The following is an 18,627-nucleotide window of genomic DNA, read 5'->3' as shown; positions in this document are numbered from 1 at the left end:
CGCTCCCCCTTTTTTTGGTTACATCGATATGACGGACCGGGAAACGAAACGCTCAGCCAAGTGTGAAAATATTCTGATTACGTCGTTTGAGGAAAGTTCCGTGGCATGGAATTGGTAGCATTCCGAGGCGCACGCGGCGTCAGCAGGATATTTTCGTGCGAGGGCACGGCGCTGACCGGGAAGGCCGCCACCACGCCTTGCAGGAAAGCATCGACATCCCCGGCATTGAACACACCGCTGATGCGGATATCGGACGCGTCGGGCGCGACGACGATCGGCTTCCCGACATTGTAACGGTTGATCCGCTGGACCGCGATCAGCAGCGGCTCGTCGGTGAACGACAATTGGCCGCCCTCCAGCCGATCGCTGACCGCCGAGGTCCTGAGGGTCGCCAGCGGCCGATCGTTCGACACGATCAGTTCCTGCCCCGGGGACAGCGCCTGTTCGGCGGCCTGCTGCGTGCCGTGCACCTTGGCAAGCTGCACCGCCGGACCATCGGCCGCGGACCGCAGGACGGCGACACGCCCCTCGTACAGGGCCACGCGGACCTCGTCGGACAACTGCTCCACCGAGAAGGCCGTGCCGACGGCGACCACCATGCTCTTGCCGCTGGTCACGGCAAAGGGGCGCAACGGATTCTTGGCCACCTTGAAGCTGGCGCGACCATGATCCAGCGTCAGTTCGCGCCGATTATCCGTGAAGCGGACGCGAACCCCCGTGTCCGCATCCAGCATCATCGTCGATCCGTCGGCAAGGATGACCGTGCGCCGCTCGCCGATTCCGGTCTCGTAATATTGGGACGGCGCGCGCAGTATCGCGATCAGCGATACGGCCAGCAGCAGGGCGGCAGCGACTGCCAGCCATGCGGCCCTGGGGATATGCCGGGCGGACCAGCGTCGGGCACCGGCCTGTTGCGCCGCCCCCAATGCCTGCCTGCGCAACATCAGCAATTCGGGCGTATGGGCATGGTCGTCGAAGCTGTCCCAAAGCCTGCGCGCGCGCGCCAATCGCTCGGCATGCAGGGGATTGGCGGCGAGCCAGGCGGTGAACGCGTCCTGATCCTCGGGGCTGAACGGTCCCTCGTGAAGCCGTATGCTCCAGGCGATCGCGATATCGTCGATCGTTTCGATCGGGTACAACGTCATTGCTGATCTCCGAGGTCGCGGAGCAGGGTTCGCATGACGGTGGCGATATGCTTTTCGACGGCGCTGACCGAGATGCCGAATACATCGGCGATCGCTTTGCGCTGCAAGCCTTCCAAGCGGTACAATATGAAGATGTGACGGGTCCGTTCTGGCAGGCCATTGAGGATTTGCGCGACCTGGCCGATGCTTTCACGCGCCTCCAGCGTCCGTGCCGCATCCAACCGATCGATGTCGCCGTCCGACAGCATCTCGCCATGCTGATAGTGGCTTCGGACGGTCTCGCGGCGATAGTGATCGTTGACCAGGTTCGCCGCGATCCGAAAGATATAGGCCTCGGGATTGTCGACGACATGCTGTGGCCCCGAGGCGAGACGGCAAAACAGGTCCTGTGTCAGATCCTCCGCGAGCGACGCGTCACCCAGGCGCCGCTGGAAGAACGCGATCAGGGCCGGACGAAGCCGGTTGGACAGCTCCAGCAGGTTGCCAGGCATCTCATGCGGCTGTGTCTGACCCGTTCCCATAACCATTAGACGTACAGATCCGTGAAAGGCACATCACCCCATGCGATAATCGACGCACCGCCAAGCGGGTTCAGGGGAACGCTATGGCAGTTCGCATGGCCGCGCCAGGCGATTTGGCGCCGATGCGGGCTGCTTCCTGCGGATGATCTGATCCGTCTGCGCCAGCCTATGCGCTTTCATGGGGGTGCCCATTGCCAGGATGGGCATCCGGGCGTTCGGAGCCCCAATGCGGGCGCTTGGTCGTCTTGCCGATCCCCGGATTCATGCAATTGCACGGGTCGAGTGCGCGGTAATGGCCCGTCAGCGTCGGCTTGGCATGATAGAGATGGCCGACATTGTGCTCGGCCGGATATTCCGCGCCGCGCGCGTCGAGCAGCGCCAGCATCGCTTCCTCCAGCGCGACCGGATCGTGCCCCTTGGCGACGACATAATCCTGATGCAGCACATGGCAGAAAAAATGGCCGTAGTAGAGTTTGCGCAGGATCTGGCCCTCGATCGCGGGCGGCAGCGTCTCGAACCAGTCACGCTCGTCGCGGCGTAGCGCGATGTCGAGCGCAACGATGTCCTCGACCGTATCGGAATGGACGTCGCGATAGCGGATCGCCGCTCCGGCGGCGGCGAAACGGTGGAGAAAGGCCTTGGCACCCTCGTCCGGGGTGCATTCGAACGCATCGCCGGTCGCGCTCGGGAATTTCGCGCTCAGATAGGTGCGTGTCTCGGCGATGCCGTCGCCCGACGTGCGCAGCATCAGGTGATGCTCGAAGCGGTCGCGATAGTCGAGCATCCGTTGGGGCAGGTGATTGGGGAACAGGCGGGACGCGGCCTGCATGATCCGGTCGCTGAAGTGCCGGGGGAATAGGCGGAGCTTTGCGGCCACGGCGTCGACACGCGCCTTTGCCGCGTACAGCGCGGGGAGCCGGTCGGTGCCAAGATGGCGGATGGCGAGAAAGCTGTCCTTGCCGTAGACCGCCGCAATGTCGAAGGCGTCGCGGTGCATATATTCCGCGGAGATGGGCAGGGTGGCGAAGTGGCCCAGCATGTCGCGGCGCAAATCCTCCAGTTCGGCGGGGTCGTTGGTGCCGATATAGAAGACCGCGCTGTCCGCATCGCGCGCGAAGGTGTCGAGCCTGGCTGCGAGCAGCATGACCTTGCCCGCGCTGCCCGACGCCTCGAACAAGCGTCCGGGATCGGCATTGAACCGTGCCGGGGTGGGGGCGTCGATCGCACGGACATGCTCGGCATAGCGATGGTCGGATGCGACGCGCGACGGGTCATGAGAGATGTCGGCACTGGTAAAATCGCCGCGCTGAACGCGGTCCAGGATCGTCTCGGGATCGCCGCCGAGTCGGATGCCGAGATGGTTGACGAGATGAAGTTGTCCCGCTGCATCGACGCGCGCGAACAGCGCCAGTTCGGTATAGGCAGGGCCTCGCCGGATCAGCGCGCCGCCCGAATTGTTGCAGATGCCTCCGAACACCGACGCGCCGATACAGGATGATCCGATCACCGAATGCGGCTCGCGCCCCAACGGGGCCAGCGCACGTTCCAGATCGTAGAGCGTCGTTCCGGGCAGGCACACCACCTGCCGCCCTTCATCGATCAGGTGCAGCCCGGTGATGCGCATCGTGTTGACGATGACGACCGGCCGTTCGTAATCGTCGCCATCGGGCGTCGATCCGCCGGTCAGCCCGGTATTGGCCGCCTGCATGATGACGGCCGCCCCGGCCGCGATGCAGGCTTGCAGCACGCGCCATTGCTCGACCAGCGTGCCGGGACGGACCACCGCCGCGACCGGGCCATTGCCGAAGCGCATGCCGGTGCGAAACCGTGCCGTGCGGGCTGGATCGGTCAGCACCTCAGCCTTGCCGACGATGGCGGCCAGCGCGGCGATCAGTGCCGCCTCCTGTGTCGGGCCGGTCATGCCGCCAATGCGCTGCGGTCGAGGTCTGCCACCGACTTTGCGCCGGTCAGCGCCATGGCAACGCGCATTTCCGCCGCGAACAGTGACAGCAGGTGTGCGACCCCGGCTTCTCCGTCCGCCGCCAGGGCATAAATGAAGGCCCGACCGATCATCACCGCGTCGGCACCCAGGGCCAGCATCCGCACCACGTCCAGTCCGGACCGGATACCGGAGTCCGCCAGGATTTTCAACGTGCCGCCGATCGCATCGGCGATGGCGGGCAGGGCGTGGGCGCTGGACAGCACGCCGTCCAGCTGGCGTCCGCCATGGTTGGACACGATGATGCCGTCCGCCCCGAACCGCACCGCGTCGCGTGCGTCATCCGGGTCGAGGATACCCTTGATGACCATCGATCCCTTCCAGAAATCGCGAATCCATTCCAAGTCGCGCCACGCGATGGACGGATCGAAATTGGCGCCCAGCCAGCCGATATAATCCTCAAGTGCGGTGGGCGCGCCGCGATAGGCACTGATGTTGCCCAGATCATGCGGCCGTCCGCATAGGCCGACATCCCAGGCCCAGCGGGGATGGGTCATCGCCTGCATCATCCGGCGAAGCGCGGCGTTCGGTCCCGACATGCCCGAATGACGGTCACGATAGCGCGATCCAGGTACCGGCATGTCGACCGTGAAGATCAGCGTCTCGACCCCCGCCCCCTGGGCCCGCTCCAGCGCGTCACGCATGAAACCACGATCCTTGAGGACATAGAGCTGGAACCAGATCGGCGCGGACGAGGCGGCCTGCACTTCCGCGATCGGGCAGACCGACACGGTGGACAAGGTGAAGGGGACGCTCGCCGTCGCGGCGGCGCGGGCCGCCTGCACCTCGCCCCGGCGCGCATACATCCCCGTCAGCCCGACCGGTGCCAGTACGACCGGCATCGCCAGGCTGCGCCCGAACAGCGTCGTGTCGAGCCGGAGGTCGGCGACGTCGCGCAACACGCGCTGGCGCAGCGCGATCTGCGACAGGTCCTCGACATTGCGGCGCAGCGTATGCTCCGCATTGGCGCCCCCATCGATATAGTCGAACAGGAAAGGGGGCAGGCGCCGGCGTGCGGCCTCACGAAAGTCGGTCGGGGCAGAAATGATCATGCGCGATGGTCCCGCTATTGGCCGAGGGGGGAATGCAGCGCCGCGGCGCGCGCCACCCGCGCGCGCTCCTCGTCGACACTTCGGATCGTGGCTTCGATAAAGCCGATATGCTCGTCCGAGGCGTCGCGCGCACCTTCCGCATCACCCGCCAGGATGGCGTCCATCAGGCGATGATGCTGCTCGGAAAGCCGCTCGCAGGTCCGCGGCACCGTATAGAGCTTGGCGAGGCTTTCGGAGATGCTGGCGCGCAGCAGCAGGAACATGCTCGACATCACCGAATGCAGCACGGCATTGTGCGAAGCCCGGGCGATGGAAAGGTGAAAGGCGGCGTCCGCCTGGGCCTCTGCCGCCGGATCGCCGCCGGTATGGCTGGCCAGCATCGCGTCGAAGCTGCGCCGGATCTCGTCGCGATCCTCGGCCCGCGCGCGCAATGCCGCATGATAGGCGGCCTGACCCTCCAGCCCCAGCCGCGTCTCCAGCACGTCGCGGGCATAGCCGGGGTCGGTCGCGACCAGCGCGCCGAGCGGCGTCGCGATGGTGGACTGCGCCCAGGGTGCGACGTCCGGGATGGTGATGACGCTGCCGCGCTTGCCGACCGACAATCGCCCCTGTCCACTCAGCCGCAGGATCGCCTCACGCAGGCTGCCGCGCGAGGCTCCGAGCCGCTCCGCAAGCGTGCGTTCGGAGGGAAGCCGCTGACCGGGCGCCAACCGCTGTTCGGCGATCAACGCTTCGATCGCCTCGACCAGATGGTCGACGACCCCGTTGTTAGACTTGACAGGCATCATGGACGGCATGGCGTTGATCCTCTCCCTGACCCACGGCGGGGATGGAGGCATAAGGCGACGATATTGGTTGGACCAAAAAATCAAGAATCGATGACGGACACTATGAAGAAATCTCTGCACCTAAGCAATGCGCCTTTGCTTTACCAAATTTGGTAGGACCAAAATGGAGTCGGGTGATAAGGAGAATGAGATCACGGCCGCTGTTGGGTGTTACGTGCCGATGGTTATTTGATCCCGGCATTTGATGGTGCGGGTTTGATGCAAAGCGGGCTGGATCATTTTGCCACGCCTTGAAGATGGCCTCGTAGGGCGTGAGCTCTTTGAGGACCTTGAGCCTGTGTCCGAAATTGTAGGCTGCGACGGGGTCGCCGGGGTGCTGCCGGAGCTGGTCGTGGCTGTCGTGATGATAGCGCTTGACGGTGGCTTGAAGCGCCGGAGGTCACCGGCCATGGCTGGCGGCTCCCGAACCAGCGCTTCCCAATGTGCTATGGCATCCAGTTTACCGACCATGCCCACCACGAATACGCCTTGCATCACATCTTCGACTGCGTCTGCGACGAAAACGGCATCGAGCACCGGCTGATCAAGGTGAACCATCCGTGGACCAACGGCCAGAGCCCGCCCGGCGATGGCCGGGGTCGAACGGATGAACCGCACCATCAAGAAACCATCATCACAAGTTCCTGAAGTTCTGCGGTCTCGATCTCGCGACCTGCCAGTCAGGCACGTTCCATGGCCGCACCAAGCTGACCAAATACGGCAACGCGCGCCTGCGCCGCACCTTATGGATGGCTGCCCGCACCGCCGCGCGTCAGCGCGACACCAGCGTCCGCGACAGGCTCGGACGGTGATACACCGCCGGGCACGTGGACGACGTCGACCGTCTGAACCACAGCGTCGGGGAATACGGCGGTGATCGCTTCCGAAAAGCCTTTCAGTCCATCGACCCCGTCCTACACCGGGGCAGGCAGCGAGCCGAATATCCTCGGTGCCGCGCTTCGCCCACGATCCGTCGTTCGTGGATCAACGCCTTGCAAAGAGTGGTGCGCCAGTTTTTGTCGTCCGCCATCGCATCAGGCACTGCCATCATAGGCCGATGCCTGCGCGCAAAGCTCCTCGCTCGTCGTGCCGGGTGATATCGCGCCGTTGCGATAGAGGGCGATCAAGTTTTCCTGTTGTCGACAGCGCCGGCCGCATCGACGCGATCCGCTTCGAAGAGCTGCGACGCGCATCGACCTTCGAAAGTGCCCGAATTCGGTCGATGCGCCCGATAACCGGCCAACTCGGCAATTTTGGCGGAGAGTGCCACGCAATCTCAGGCGGGTATGCGCGACGTCATCACTTACAGCACCTTCAAAGGCCTCCCAGATTGGGATCGATATGGATCGCTGAGCACGCCTGGCTTGAATTGCCTGTCATGGGTTGCTCATGCTGCGCAAGTTCCTCTGCATTCGGCAAAAACATTACAACTTGATGAGCAACGCCCTCGATGCTGACATGAGGCCAAGATCATGAACGGTGCGGGAGCGCCTACGCCTCCCGCACGTCCTTGCCCTCAGAAAGAGAAGCGCACGCCCGCATCGTAGCGCGGCCCGAAATTCTGGTAGCGCAGCAGCTGGTTGTCGAACCGCCCGGTTGCAAAATACTTCGCATTGAACAGGTTGGTGCCCTCGACAAAGACCTGCGCAAAGGGGGTAACGTTCACCGCGACGCTGCCGTCGAACTGGCCGTAATTACGAACGAACACCGGCTCGTTGCCCGGACCACCCGCCAGCTGCTGAAGGAAGCGTTCACGCCGGTTATAGGCGATGCGCGCCGATACGCCGAACTTTTCGTAGAACAGGGTCGCGTTCTGCGAATTGCCGATCCCTTCGGCGGCGAAGGACTGGCCGACCTGGCTCACGTCGAATTCGCGGTTGGTGGTGACGAAGGTCGCATTTGCCTGCACGCCAAAGCCGCTCAGCGCGCCCGGCAGCCAGTCGAGCGTATGGACGAGGTTCAGCTCCAGGCCCTTGATGGTGAGCGACTGTGCATTGCGTGGACGTCGAACGCTGAATTTCGCCGTATTGGGCCCGACGATCAGCCCGCCGACCGGCAGGTTGCCCGCATTGGCGATATTGAACAGCTCCTCGCCAAAGGTCTGCACGATGAAGTCATCGACCTTCTTGTGGAACACCGCCGCCGACAGCGTCGTGGTCGCGGTCGGATACCATTCGAGCGACAGGTCGAAATTGGTCGCGCGGTAGGGCTTGAGCGCCGGGTTGCCACCGCTGGCGGTCAGCGTGGCGGGCCGCAGCGTGCCAATGTCCAGGCTGGGTGCCAGATCGCTGATCGCAGGCCGCGTCAGCGTCTTGTATGCAGCGAAGCGCGCCTGGAGCTTGGGCGTCAGGTTCAGCTTGGCATTCAGGTTGGGCAGGAAATTGCTGTACGACGAACGCCGGTTGACCGACACCGCCGCGCGGTTGTTGGCGAAGACGCCGGTATAGGTGGTCGGGTCGCCCGGCACCGGCAGCAGGTCGGTCAGCTGCAATTGCTGCCCGGCCGAGACCAGCTCGGTATATTCGTAACGCCCGCCGACATTGATGAACCATGGCAACCCGGCGACCGTGCCCTCCAGATCGACATCGGCATAGCTGGCGAAGACCTTTTCGCGGACGCGGGCCGAGGGCTGCTCGGTCACGGCATAGCCGTTGGTCCGCGCAAAGATCGCCGCCGTCGTACCCACCGGCTGGCCGCGGGCCTGGTCGAGCGCGGTGGTCGCGGCGGTGCTGGTCAGATAATTGAAATAGGCCTGTGGGTTATAGGTCAGGAAGGTGGTCGGCACGCTGCCGCCCTTCTGGCCCAGCGACCCGAGGGTGAAGGGCGAGAGCAGCGACGGATCGGCCAACGTCGGATAACCGCAATAGAGGCAGCCGATATTGGGATCGGACGAGAAGGGCACGTTGCGCTTGTCGCGTGACGTGCCGGTCAGGCCGAAGCGCAGCGCCGACACGATGTCCCAGCCGGGCTTCCATTCGGTGTTCCAGCGATATTCCTGGACCTTCTCGGTCACGTCGTTGCCGCTGCGCCCGGCGATATGGGTGCGGCCCAGCGCCGGGTTGGTCAGCACGCCGCCCGCATAGCCCGATGTCGACGGTATGCCGTTGCCCTCCGCCGCGTTGAACGAATATTGCGTCGGCACGCCGATGACGGTGAAATAGGATTTGCCGCCGCCCGCATTCTTGGCCTGCGAATAGGTGGCGTCGAAGACCATGCGGACATTGTCGGCCGGGCGCCATTCCGCGTTGAACCCGGCCTCATAGGTCGTTGTCTCGCGTACCCCGCCAGAGGCGATGAAGTCGGCATTGCCGTTGGTGGTCAGCGAGGTGACGCTGCGGTTGGAATCGATGCCGGCCGCCGTATAGCTGGTCGGCTCGAACCAGCTGCCCAGGCCGCGCGTGGTCGTGTCGCTCTTGAACCGATTATAGAGGCCATCGACGGTGAAGGTCAGTTCGTCGGTCGGCGCATATTGCGCGACCAACGTCGCGCCCAGACGGGTGCGGTCGTCGCGCGTCTCGTTCACGTCCTGATTCCGCGGCGCATAGACATTGGTGTAGAGCGGCGCGTTGTTCGGACCGACCGAGGTGCCCGGAATATAGCCGTCGGTGCTGATCGCCCGGATCGAGGCGATACGCTTCTGATACGACAGCGAGGCCAGCAGCCCCAGCTTGCCGTCGGCGAAGGTGTCGCTGAGCAGACCGAACAGCTGCGGCGTGACCTTCTTGCTGTTGCCCTCGTACAGCGCCTTGCCCGTGAAGACGCCCTTGAACTCCTTCAGCGCGAGCGGGCGCGGCGTCTGGACGTTGATCGTCGCGCCGATGCCGCCGCCCTGAAGTGAGGCCTGCGAGCTCTTATAGACCTGCGCGCCGCTGATGAGTTCGGCCGGGATCAGGTCGAACGAGAAGGCGCGGTTGTAATTGTCCGAGGCGAAGCTGCGACCGTTGAACAACACTGTGTTGAAGGCCGGGCCCAGGCCGCGCACGCTGACCGAGGCACCTTCACCGTTGCTGCGGTCGATCGCGACGCCGGGAATGCGTTGCAGCGATTCGGCAACATTGGCGTCGGGGAATTTGCCGAGGTCTTCGGACGAGATGGCGTCGAGAATCCCAGCCGCGTCGCGCTTGATCGCGGCGGCCGATTCGATGCTGCGGCGGATGCCGGTGACGATGATGTCGCCCGACATGCCATCGGCTTCGCTCTGGCTGGGCAGTGTCGCGGTCTGGTCGGCCGGTGTCGGCTGGGTCTGGGCGAGAGCGGGCGTGGCCACGATAAGTGCGACAAGTGCGCTGGCCAGCCCATGGGCGGCATAGCGGGCATTATTTTTCGGATTGCCGGGTATCTTCATCATCGCTCTCCCCTAAAAATTATATGTTCGGTGCTTCTTTGGGAGCACTGATGGCGCACTTGTTATAAGCTATGTCTGACAAGTACAAGCGTCGATGAACGCACCCTTTTGCCGACTCATCCGGTATAGAAGGGGCGACAAGGAGCGGGGGAGGCGGGCGGTGGCCGAGACGGTGGTGAAGCGTGTGGTCGTGGTGGGCGGCGGGTCGGCGGGCTGGATCGCGGCCTGTCGCCTGGCCGCGCAGGGACGCCGGACGGGCAGCGATGTGCAGGTTACGCTGGTTGAGTCCCGCAACGTGCCCACGGTCGGGGTGGGCGAGGGGACGTGGCCGACGATGCGCAACACGCTGGCCAAGATCGGCATCTCCGAAACCGACTTCATCCGGTCCTGCGATGCCGCGTTCAAACAGGGGGCGCAGTTCGTCGGCTGGACCGATGGCACGCCGGGGGATGCCTATTACCACCCGCTCAACCCGCCTGCTGGGGCGACCGAGATTGACCTGGCGCCGCACTGGCTGCACCGGTCCGAGGAGGACGCCAGCTTTGCCGACTGGGTCGATTATCAGGCGATGCTGTGCGACGCCGGGCTGGGGCCGAAGACGATCGTGATGGCCGAATATGCGGGCCATGCGAACTATGCCTATCATCTCGACGCGGGCAAGTTCGCGACGATGCTGCGCGATCACGGCGTGGACATGCTGGGCGTCGCGCATGTGCTGGGCGATGTGGTCCGCCCGCATATGGCGGACAATGGCGATATCGCCGCGCTGGAACTCGCCGATGGCCGCATTGTGTCCGGCGACCTGTTTGTCGACTGCACCGGCTTTGCGGCGCTGCTGATCGGCGGGGTGTATCAGGTCCCATTCCGCCGATGCGACGACATATTGTTCGCCGATCGGGCGATTGCGCTTCAGGTGCCTTATGTCGAGGAGGACGCCCCGATCACCTGTCATACGGTGTCGACGGCGCAAAGCTCGGGCTGGATCTGGGACATCGGGCTATGGGCCCGGCGCGGCGTCGGCCATGTCTATAGCAGCGCACACAGCAGCGACGACGCGGCGGAGGCGGCGCTGCGCCGCTATGTCGGGCCCGCCGCCGAGGGCCTAACCGCGCGCCGCATCATCATCGAGGCAGGGCATCGCACCCGCTTCTGGCAGAATAACTGCGTCGCGGTCGGCCTGTCGGCCGGCTTCCTCGAACCGCTGGAGGCCTCCGCGTTGATGCTGATCGAAACGGCGATGGACGCCATCGCCGACCGGCTGCCCCGTACCCGTGCGGCGATGGAGGTGATGGCGCGGCAGTTCAACGCGACCTTCGCGCATCACTGGATGCGGATCATCGAGTTTCTGAAGCTCCATTATGCGCTGACCAGGCGGACCGACACGGATTTCTGGCGCGACAATGTCGCGGCGTCCTCGATCCCCGATGGTCTTGCCGAGCGGCTGGAGATGTGGCGGCATCATTCTCCCGGCCCGCAGGATTTTACCCACGCGCGCGAGGTTTTTTCCTGGCCCAGCTATCAATATATCCTGCACGGCATGGGGTTCGACAGCCGCCAGCCGCGCATCGATCCGGCCGCGCCCGATTCAGGCCTGGCGCAGCGCTTCGTCACGCGGACGCAGCGGGTCCGGGAGGAACTGCGCGCCCGTGCCCCGCGCCACCGCGACCTGTTGTGCGCGATCCGCGAACATGGTCTGCAGCGGGTATGACCGGCATCACCCCGCTTTCCTCGGCCGCGCATGGCACGCTGCGGTTCGACCATCATGCCGCTGGGGCGTCGCGCCGCTTCGTGGCGCTCGGCCTGTCGGAAATCGCCTTCGCAGCCGCCGATATGCCACTGTGCCTGGCCAAGGACGGCAAAACCGGGCGGTTCAACCTGATCGCGCTGATGAGCTTGATCGAACCCGCCAATCTGTTCGTGTTCGGCGGTGGGTTTCAGGCGACCTATGTCCCGCGCGCGGTAACGCTGTGCGGCTTCCGCCTCGATGCGGGCGGGGCTGCGGGGCTGGCCATTGATCCGGCCGAATCCAGTTTGGGCAATGCGGGCGAGCCGCTGTTCGCGGGGGGGCAACCCACATCCCTGTCGCGTGACGTCGCACGGGCGCTCGAACGGTTGGTGGCGGATGTCGAGGGCGCACAGGTGCTGGTCGATGCCTGGGCAACGCATCGGCTGATCCGGCCGCTTGCCCTGTCGCTGTCCAAGGCTGATGGGGCTGGGCATGACCTGGCCGGGCTCTATACGATCGACGAAACGGCGTTACAGGCGCTCCCCGCCGCAGCGCTGATCGCGCTTCACCGCGCCGACCAGTTGGGCCCCGCCGCCATTCTTTCCGCCTCACTCGCGCAGGTCGAGCGGTTGCGACAGTTGCATAACGCTCGCTTTGTCCCTGCCATCACCGGATATTCGCTGGATTAGCTTATCTGCAATCCGGCGGTGGGCTGGGGGCAGGGACCATGATGTGCGCGTCGCGATCCGATCCGGGCTCCGTAAGGGCATCGGGATGAGAGATCTGTTTGGATGATGGACGAGCAAATGAGCGTTTGCGGTCGTCTTTCGCAAAAGCGCTTGAACGCCCATCGTATCGTCGGCCATCGGGGTGGATGTCGCAACCCGAACCTATCCGAAAATCGCCGATGATCACTCCTCAGCTATACCAGCCCGTGGGGCACGACCTTGGCCCAGTACCGTATCGAATCTCGCCACGTCATTACATCGTCATGCTGGCGGGGGCCTCATCAGGCAACTGCACGGCGGGCGCATAATCGCTCAAAAACGCAACTGTAATGCTAGTCACATAGAAGGATTGCATCATCGAATTGTGGGGTCAAATACCCTTAATGAAAAGAGCGAAGAGGGCGCTAAACCCTCTTCGCTAGCTGGTTACACGCGCAACCGGAGAGGGGCCCCGGTGGCGTGACCGCAGGGATCACACGATATTGATCCCGCTGGTCTTGATCAGCCCATTCAGTCCGCTCGGGAAAAAGCCGCCCGAGGATACTGAGGTGCCGGAAGCGTAAAGAATGCCCAGAGCTTCCTCGGGCGTGCGGCGAAGCGCAATCCAGTTCGCCCCGTCGCGTAACGGGATGCGAGAACCGAAATCGGCGTCGCCATCGAACCATCCGATGCCGTGATCGAGATCCCGGGGACCGTCGAGCCGGTTGCGCGCCTCCGCCATGCGCCACGAACGCTCGAACAATATCTCCGTCGCCGGCAGTGATCGCGACTGAAGCATGGACCGTTGATACAGCGCGTTACGGATAACGCCGTCGCTGGCGCCGATCCCCGCCGCAAAAGCTCCCATGGCGGCCGCCATGCTGGCGCTGACCTGATAGCATTGATCCGTCGACGCCGTCATCGTCACGGCCGACAGCGCGACCGCGCCCAACAGGAATTCGTCTTGTGAGCTGTAAGGGTTGAAGAAACTCGTCGGCGCGGTGGTGGAGGGCACACGAGCGATCGCATCGAACGGCCCATTCTGGCCCCCGGCGATATTGAGCGCAGGCTGCGCCGTCACTGCGGATCCCAGGGTGCGTCTGAGGAAGCCGATCCGCCCCAATACGGCATTGGTCACTTCGTTGACCATTGCGCGCGTCCCGCTGTCGGTAAAAGTCACCATTTGGCCGCCGGACACGCTCCCCGTCGTGCCGCTGCCCGTGATCAGGGCGGCAGGAAGTGTGGTCCCGTTCAGCCCGCGAACCAGATAGGCGCCATAGAGATAATGAAGCTGAAGCATGAAATTCAGCCGGTCGTTATCGGTGGCGGTATAGCTGGGCGGTGCCGTCGGAGTGGCGGTGGCCGATGCGGTGGGTGTCGGCGTTTTCACATTCTCCGAACCGACGACGTCGTCGTTACAGCCTTCGAGCAGAGCCAGCCCGCCCGCCATCGCAGAGGCGGTGCCGAACCAGCGAATCATCTGACGACGCGTGGTGTCGAACGCGCCCAGTTCCTTGTCGGAAATCGTCATGTCATCCCCCTTTGGGAATCGGTCTGTTGCGTTCAGTTGGCGGCGGCGGTGGTGATCGCCCCGTTGATCCCGGTCGGAAAGAATCCACCCTGCGTCGCGGCGCCCGAGGTCATGAACAAGACGTTGAGCGCCTGTCCCGGAGTGCGCGACAAATGAAGGCCGTCGTCATCGGTCAGGCCGAGTCGCGTCGTCATCTGACCATTGACCATGACCGGGGATAGACCGCGGTCAGTAACGGTCGATCCGTCGATGCCGTTACGCCAGGCCGCCATCCGGTCGACCATGGTCACCAGTTCCGGGCGGGCGGTGGCGCCGGCCATCAGGATGGTTCGCACCGTCGTCACGTCGGTGGCGGCGGTTGATGCCATGGACACCATTGCGGCCCGGACGATGCTGTTGGTGTATTGCGGCAACAATCCATTGAGTGCCGTAGCCTGCACTGCCAAAATCGTTTCCGACGCCAGAGCCAGGTTTAGCGGCGAGGCATAAGGATCGAAGGTTTCGGTCGCCCCGATCGCCCCCGCCATGCGAAACATGGCGGTAAAGCGCTCCGCCGTCATGTCGATCTGCTTTTGCGCCGGGGCGTCCGCTCGGAGCAAAGACCGTAGCAACAGGGTGCGAAACCACAGCGAATCGGCAATTTCCCGGATACGTGCCTGGATATCGCGGGTCCCGTTCGGGAAAGCGACTTGCTGTGCCGAAGTCGCCGATATGCCAGGCTGATCGAGGGTTTCACCGCCTCGTATATATTGCGCGGGCAATTGCCGATCTTTTCCATAGATCGCCAGTTGCAGCATGTTGGTCGACAGATAATGCAGGTTCAGCGCGAATTGCAACGGCGCGGTGTCTACTGATGCACTTTGCGCCGATGCTGACCCGGCCACCCCAACCAATGCCATTCCCGTCAGCATGGCTGCAAAAAAATCTCTGCGTTCCAATCCCATAAGCGCGGGCTGTTCGATGGGAATATTCTCGGCGTGTTGCATCATCCTCCCCTTCTTATTCGTCAACGCCCAACTGTTAACGCTAACTATCAGTGATGCTTGGCACTTAATGCGGCCATAGCAACCGGCATCGACCACACCTGCCGGGCACCTCGCTCGACTGATGCGCATCCTCTACTTATAGGCAAGTTTTAACTTGTCCTACTATAAAAGTCCATCTATATTATACCAAGTCGAGCAGCAAAGTTGCCGTAAACGTTTTTGGGGGAGGTCAGGATGCCGTCTATACGCGGGCTTGCGAGTGGCGTTGCCGTTGCCGCGATAATCATTGCTTTTCCGGTTGACGATGCCGCGGCGCAGCAAGAGAAGGATGCTACTGAAAAGGCGCAAAAAGTTCTGACCGGGGGGAAGAGTTCTCAATCACGTCCTCGCAAGCGCACAAAGCGCGAAGAAAGATTGGCGAAGGATGCTGCGAAAAGCCGCGAATCACAGCCCCAGTTGTCCAACGACAACGGTCGCCTGGAAGGCGACATCATTGTCATGGGGCTTCGCGAGAATGTGAAATCGGCGCGCAATGCGAAGCGTCGCGCCTCGCAGATCGTTGACGTCGTCGTCGCCCAAGACATCGGCAAATTGCCCGACAAGAACATTCCAGAGGCCTTGGCCCGTATCCCGGGCATCCAGATCGAACGGAACCGTGGCGAGGGCGGGGACGTCAAGATTCGCGGCTTGGGCGGTGTCATGACGACCGTCAACGGGTCGCCGACATTCTCGGCCGGTGACCGCACGACCTATCTTAACGACATTTCCTCCGACATGGTCGCGGGTATTGAGGTCTATAAGACGCGCACCCCCGACCAGGTCGAGGGCAGCCAGACCGGCGTCATCAACCTGACGCTACGCCGCCCGACCGATTTCAAGGAAGGCGCCACCTATGCCTTCAGCGTGCGCGGCGACTATGCAGACCAGATCAAGAAGGTGAATCCGTATTTCAGCGCATTGGTGGCCTATAATGCCGATACGGCAATCGGTCGGCTGGGCTTTTCGGTCAATGGCTCGATCAACGATGTGCGTTACAACGAATCGGTCCGGTGGAATTCCAGGCCGCATATTCCTGGCGACTCACGCCTGACGTTCTTGCCGAGCACCACGCCGCGCAACATATATATGCCATGGGCGATCGGCTTTTCGGGGCCAAATGGCTGGTCGAAGCGGGCGGACGTCAACGTATCGACCCAATGGCGCCCGGATGACCGCTGGGCGATCACGCTCGAGGGCGGCTATCGCAAGCAGCGCATGTTGTGGGCGGACAACCAATTCGACATTCCGCTGACCTACTCCACCACCTCCGCGCCGCTGCCGGTGCTGTCCAACATCGTACTGGGTTCTGATGGCCGCCTGGTGAAGTCGCTCTCGGCGACGTCGCTCGATCCCATGGGGCCGGGCCGTCAGTCGTTCCAGCATGAGAGCACCAATTACAACGGCCGCTTTCAGGTCGATTTCAAAAACGAGCGCTTCGAATTCAACAGCTGGATCAACTGGGCTCGGGCCGAAAACGATTCCAATCACCTTTTCCACTGGATCCGGTTCAATCAGCAGCCGGATTATGACGTGATATTCAATGACACGACCGACCCGCTGGGCGGATCCAACGTCACCTTCAAGAATATCAACCTGCTTGATCCGAAAAATTACCTCTACATCGACGGATTCGATCAATCCAAACAGTTCACCTATAGCTCCGAAATCGAAGCGAAGTGGGATCTTAAGCTTTACACGGATTCGAGTTTGATCGATTATTTCAAGACCGGCTTCCGCTATGCCAATCGGACATATTCGCGAGGATATGGATTCCGTGGGGCCTATGCCAACCTTCGTATTCCGATTTCGAGCTTGCCGAATTACAAGCTGGTCAGCAGCTCAAAGGGGTTTCAGGGCTCTAAATCGGCGTCGAACGCCGAATGGCTGATCGGCGACAGCGATTCTATTCGCAACAGCTTCGACGATATTCGAGCAAGATTGGTGGGTATCTATCCCGAACTGGCCAATCGTTATCCCGACTATAATCCCTTGGATGGCTTTGGAGGATCGGATGGCAGCTATGCGGCCTATGTGATGGCGCATTACAATATCAAGCTGCTCTTCCCGATCGACGGCGTCGTGGGCGCACGCTTTGTCAACAGCCTGACCAATTTGACCGCGATCCAGCGGACGTCCCAGTTCGTGAACGTCAACAACCAGCTGGTCGAGCAGACTGTCGATTCGACCATCAGCCCGAAGGCCAATTTCCTGGACGTCATGCCCAGCGTGAATGCCATCATCCACTTCACGCCAAAGCTGCAATTGCGCACGGCCTGGACCTATGAAGTCGGGCGACCAAGCGTCTATCAGATTAATCCGCGTCTGACGCTGGACCTGCGCAACCGGAGCGGGCCGACGGCAGGCGGTGGCAATCCGCGATTGGGGCCGATCACGACGAATAAGTATGACGCGTCGCTCGAATGGTATTTTGGCCCCACCGGCCTGGCTAGCATTGCGATCTGGCAATGGAATCAGGATGGGTTGATCGGCGATCGTCAGCTCCCCGAGATATTGCCGGAGTCGCCCAATGTGCCGGTCCTCGTGACACGCCCCTATAATCTGGGTCGCGGTCGCCATCGTGGCATCGAAGGCAATCTGACGACGTTCTTCTCCTTCCTGCCTGGCATCCTGAAGAGCTTCGGCGTTCAGGTGAACGGTACGATGAACCTGACGCGACAAGCCTATCCCGTGTTCAAGCCCGATAGCACATTGATCAGCGAAGCTGAGTTCATCTATGGGCCGTATCTTAACGTTTCAAAATATATGTATAATTTGGTTGGGTTCTTCGAGAAGGACGGATTAAACGTTCGCGTTGCCTATAACTGGCAATCTCGCCGTCAGTGGTGGGTTGACGCCAATGATCCGTACAATAATGTTTTCCTGGATCCGGTCAGGCGCCTCGACGCATCGATAAATTACGATGTGAACAAAAACCTGACTCTGGCACTGGAGGGTTCGAACCTGACCGCCGATGGCAATCGCAGTTATTTCGGTTCCTATGCCGCACCGCAGGATGTGCGGTATTTCTCGCGTAATTTCAGCTTCTCGGTACGAACACGCTTCTGATGGCATCTGAGCGCTGAGCTGTCGCCGGTTTCGTGGACACGAGGTTAGGGTCAAAACCCAATCAGGATCTTGAGGTGTGATGGTTTTCCTGATTCACTGGCGCGTGGATCAGGAGGAGTGAGGGATGGCGCTGTTCTGGTTGTCGGATGAGGCGTGGGCATCGATCGAGCCGCATCTGCCGAAGAACCAGCCTGGAGCCCGGCGGGTAGACGACCGGTGGGTGATCTCCGGGATCGTGCATGTGCTGAAGGTCGGCTGCCGCTGGTGCCACTGCCCGGCCGATTAAGGGCCATCCACGACGATCTACAACCGTTTCAACCGCTGGTCGCGCCGTGGCTTCTGGCTCAAGCTGCTCGACGCGCTGGTGGATGCTGGCGTGGTTGCGAAGAGTACCGCGATCGACAGCACCTACATCAGGGCACAACGCGCGGCCTTCGGCGGAAAAGTGGACTTGCCTCGGAAAAGTGGAGAGTCTCCTTGAGGTGAAAGGCGAACTCGATGACCAAGCAGCGACGGTTCACGAAGGAGTTTGAGGACGAGGCGGGGTCGTGCCCCACGGGGTGGTGTAGCTGAGGGGTGGCCATCGGCGATCTCCGGCCAGGCCGGGATGGTCAGGCGGCCATGGCTGGCAGCGTGACGGCGGTATCATCGCTCAACTGCGCGACGCTTTCCAGTGTCATGTA

General features: G+C 62.4%; 12 protein-coding genes and 3 pseudogenes. 6 read left to right on the top strand and 9 right to left on the bottom strand.

From position 1 onward, the window contains the following. Window positions 1–77: 77 nt before the first annotated feature. From ABDV78_RS15895 to ABDV78_RS15870, 6 genes and pseudogenes are all read right to left on the bottom strand, one after another. Window positions 78–1,145 (bottom strand): FecR domain-containing protein, encoded by a 1,068-nt coding sequence (locus ABDV78_RS15895; RefSeq protein WP_343528423.1) that lies wholly within the window; start codon window positions 1,143–1,145, stop codon window positions 78–80. Next, on the bottom strand, window positions 1,142–1,636 hold the full coding sequence (locus ABDV78_RS15890) for a sigma-70 family RNA polymerase sigma factor (protein ID WP_343528422.1): 495 nt from the start codon (window positions 1,634–1,636) through the stop codon (window positions 1,142–1,144). The genes ABDV78_RS15895 and ABDV78_RS15890 overlap by 4 nt, the downstream gene beginning before the upstream one ends. A 196-nt stretch (window positions 1,637–1,832) precedes the next feature. Next, window positions 1,833–3,587 carry a D-lactate dehydrogenase gene (gene dld / locus ABDV78_RS15885; RefSeq protein ID WP_343528421.1) on the bottom strand — a complete coding sequence of 585 codons (1,755 nt, stop codon included), beginning with the start codon at window positions 3,585–3,587 and terminating at the stop codon, window positions 1,833–1,835. Next, a complete protein-coding gene (lldD, locus tag ABDV78_RS15880) occupies window positions 3,584–4,717 on the bottom strand; it encodes an FMN-dependent L-lactate dehydrogenase LldD (RefSeq protein ID WP_343528420.1) in 1,134 nt (377 codons plus the stop codon). The genes dld and lldD overlap by 4 nt, the downstream gene beginning before the upstream one ends. 14 nt (window positions 4,718–4,731) lie before the next feature. Further along, a complete protein-coding gene (locus ABDV78_RS15875; RefSeq protein WP_343528418.1) occupies window positions 4,732–5,505 on the bottom strand; it encodes an FCD domain-containing protein in 774 nt (257 codons plus the stop codon). Window positions 5,506–5,795: 290 nt separating this feature from the next. Continuing rightward, window positions 5,796–5,929 (bottom strand): annotated as a pseudogene (locus ABDV78_RS15870) (IS481 family transposase); the annotation flags it as partial. 56 nt (window positions 5,930–5,985) lie between these two features. Between ABDV78_RS15870 and ABDV78_RS15865 the strand changes: the two are divergent. Next, complete coding sequence (locus tag ABDV78_RS15865) at window positions 5,986–6,192, top strand: hypothetical protein (RefSeq protein WP_343528440.1); 207 nt, start codon at window positions 5,986–5,988, stop codon at window positions 6,190–6,192. Further along, window positions 6,174–6,344 (top strand): annotated as a pseudogene (locus ABDV78_RS15860) (transposase); the annotation flags it as partial. The gene ABDV78_RS15865 and the pseudogene ABDV78_RS15860, both read left to right, overlap by 19 nt. A gap of 716 nt (window positions 6,345–7,060) precedes the next feature. Here ABDV78_RS15860 and ABDV78_RS15855 read toward each other — a convergent pair. After that, a complete protein-coding gene (locus ABDV78_RS15855; RefSeq protein WP_343528417.1) occupies window positions 7,061–9,892 on the bottom strand; it encodes a TonB-dependent receptor in 2,832 nt (943 codons plus the stop codon). A gap of 157 nt (window positions 9,893–10,049) precedes the next feature. Here ABDV78_RS15855 and ABDV78_RS15850 point away from each other — a divergent pair, with 157 nt between their 5' ends. After that, complete coding sequence (locus tag ABDV78_RS15850; RefSeq protein ID WP_343528416.1) at window positions 10,050–11,597, top strand: tryptophan halogenase family protein; 1,548 nt, start codon at window positions 10,050–10,052, stop codon at window positions 11,595–11,597. Then, window positions 11,594–12,304 carry a SapC family protein gene (locus ABDV78_RS15845; protein WP_343528415.1) on the top strand — a complete coding sequence of 237 codons (711 nt, stop codon included), beginning with the start codon at window positions 11,594–11,596 and terminating at the stop codon, window positions 12,302–12,304. Before ABDV78_RS15850 ends, ABDV78_RS15845 begins: the two co-directional genes overlap by 4 nt. Window positions 12,305–12,815: 511 nt before the next feature. Here ABDV78_RS15845 and ABDV78_RS15840 read toward each other — a convergent pair. Continuing rightward, window positions 12,816–13,853, bottom strand: coding sequence for a ferritin-like domain-containing protein (locus ABDV78_RS15840; protein WP_343528414.1), 1,038 nt, complete (start codon window positions 13,851–13,853; stop codon window positions 12,816–12,818). A 32-nt stretch (window positions 13,854–13,885) separates the two neighbouring features. Next, entirely contained in the window at window positions 13,886–14,842 is a 957-nt protein-coding gene (locus ABDV78_RS15835; protein ID WP_343528413.1) for a ferritin-like domain-containing protein, read from the bottom strand. 231 nt (window positions 14,843–15,073) lie between these two features. Between ABDV78_RS15835 and ABDV78_RS15830 the strand changes: the two genes are divergently transcribed. Both ABDV78_RS15830 and ABDV78_RS15825 read left to right on the top strand, forming a co-directional pair. Beyond that, window positions 15,074–17,944 (top strand): TonB-dependent receptor, encoded by a 2,871-nt coding sequence (locus tag ABDV78_RS15830; RefSeq protein ID WP_343528412.1) that lies wholly within the window; start codon window positions 15,074–15,076, stop codon window positions 17,942–17,944. A 124-nt stretch (window positions 17,945–18,068) separates the two neighbouring features. Continuing rightward, window positions 18,069–18,389: pseudogene (locus ABDV78_RS15825) on the top strand (transposase); the annotation flags it as partial. Window positions 18,390–18,627: the final 238 nt, after the last annotated feature.

It is taken from the genome of Sphingomonas sp. (assembly GCF_039594485.1).
Lineage (GTDB): Bacteria > Pseudomonadota > Alphaproteobacteria > Sphingomonadales > Sphingomonadaceae > Sphingomonas.
Note: the sequence above shows the minus strand (reverse complement) of the source record. Positions and strands in the feature narration are given on the sequence as shown.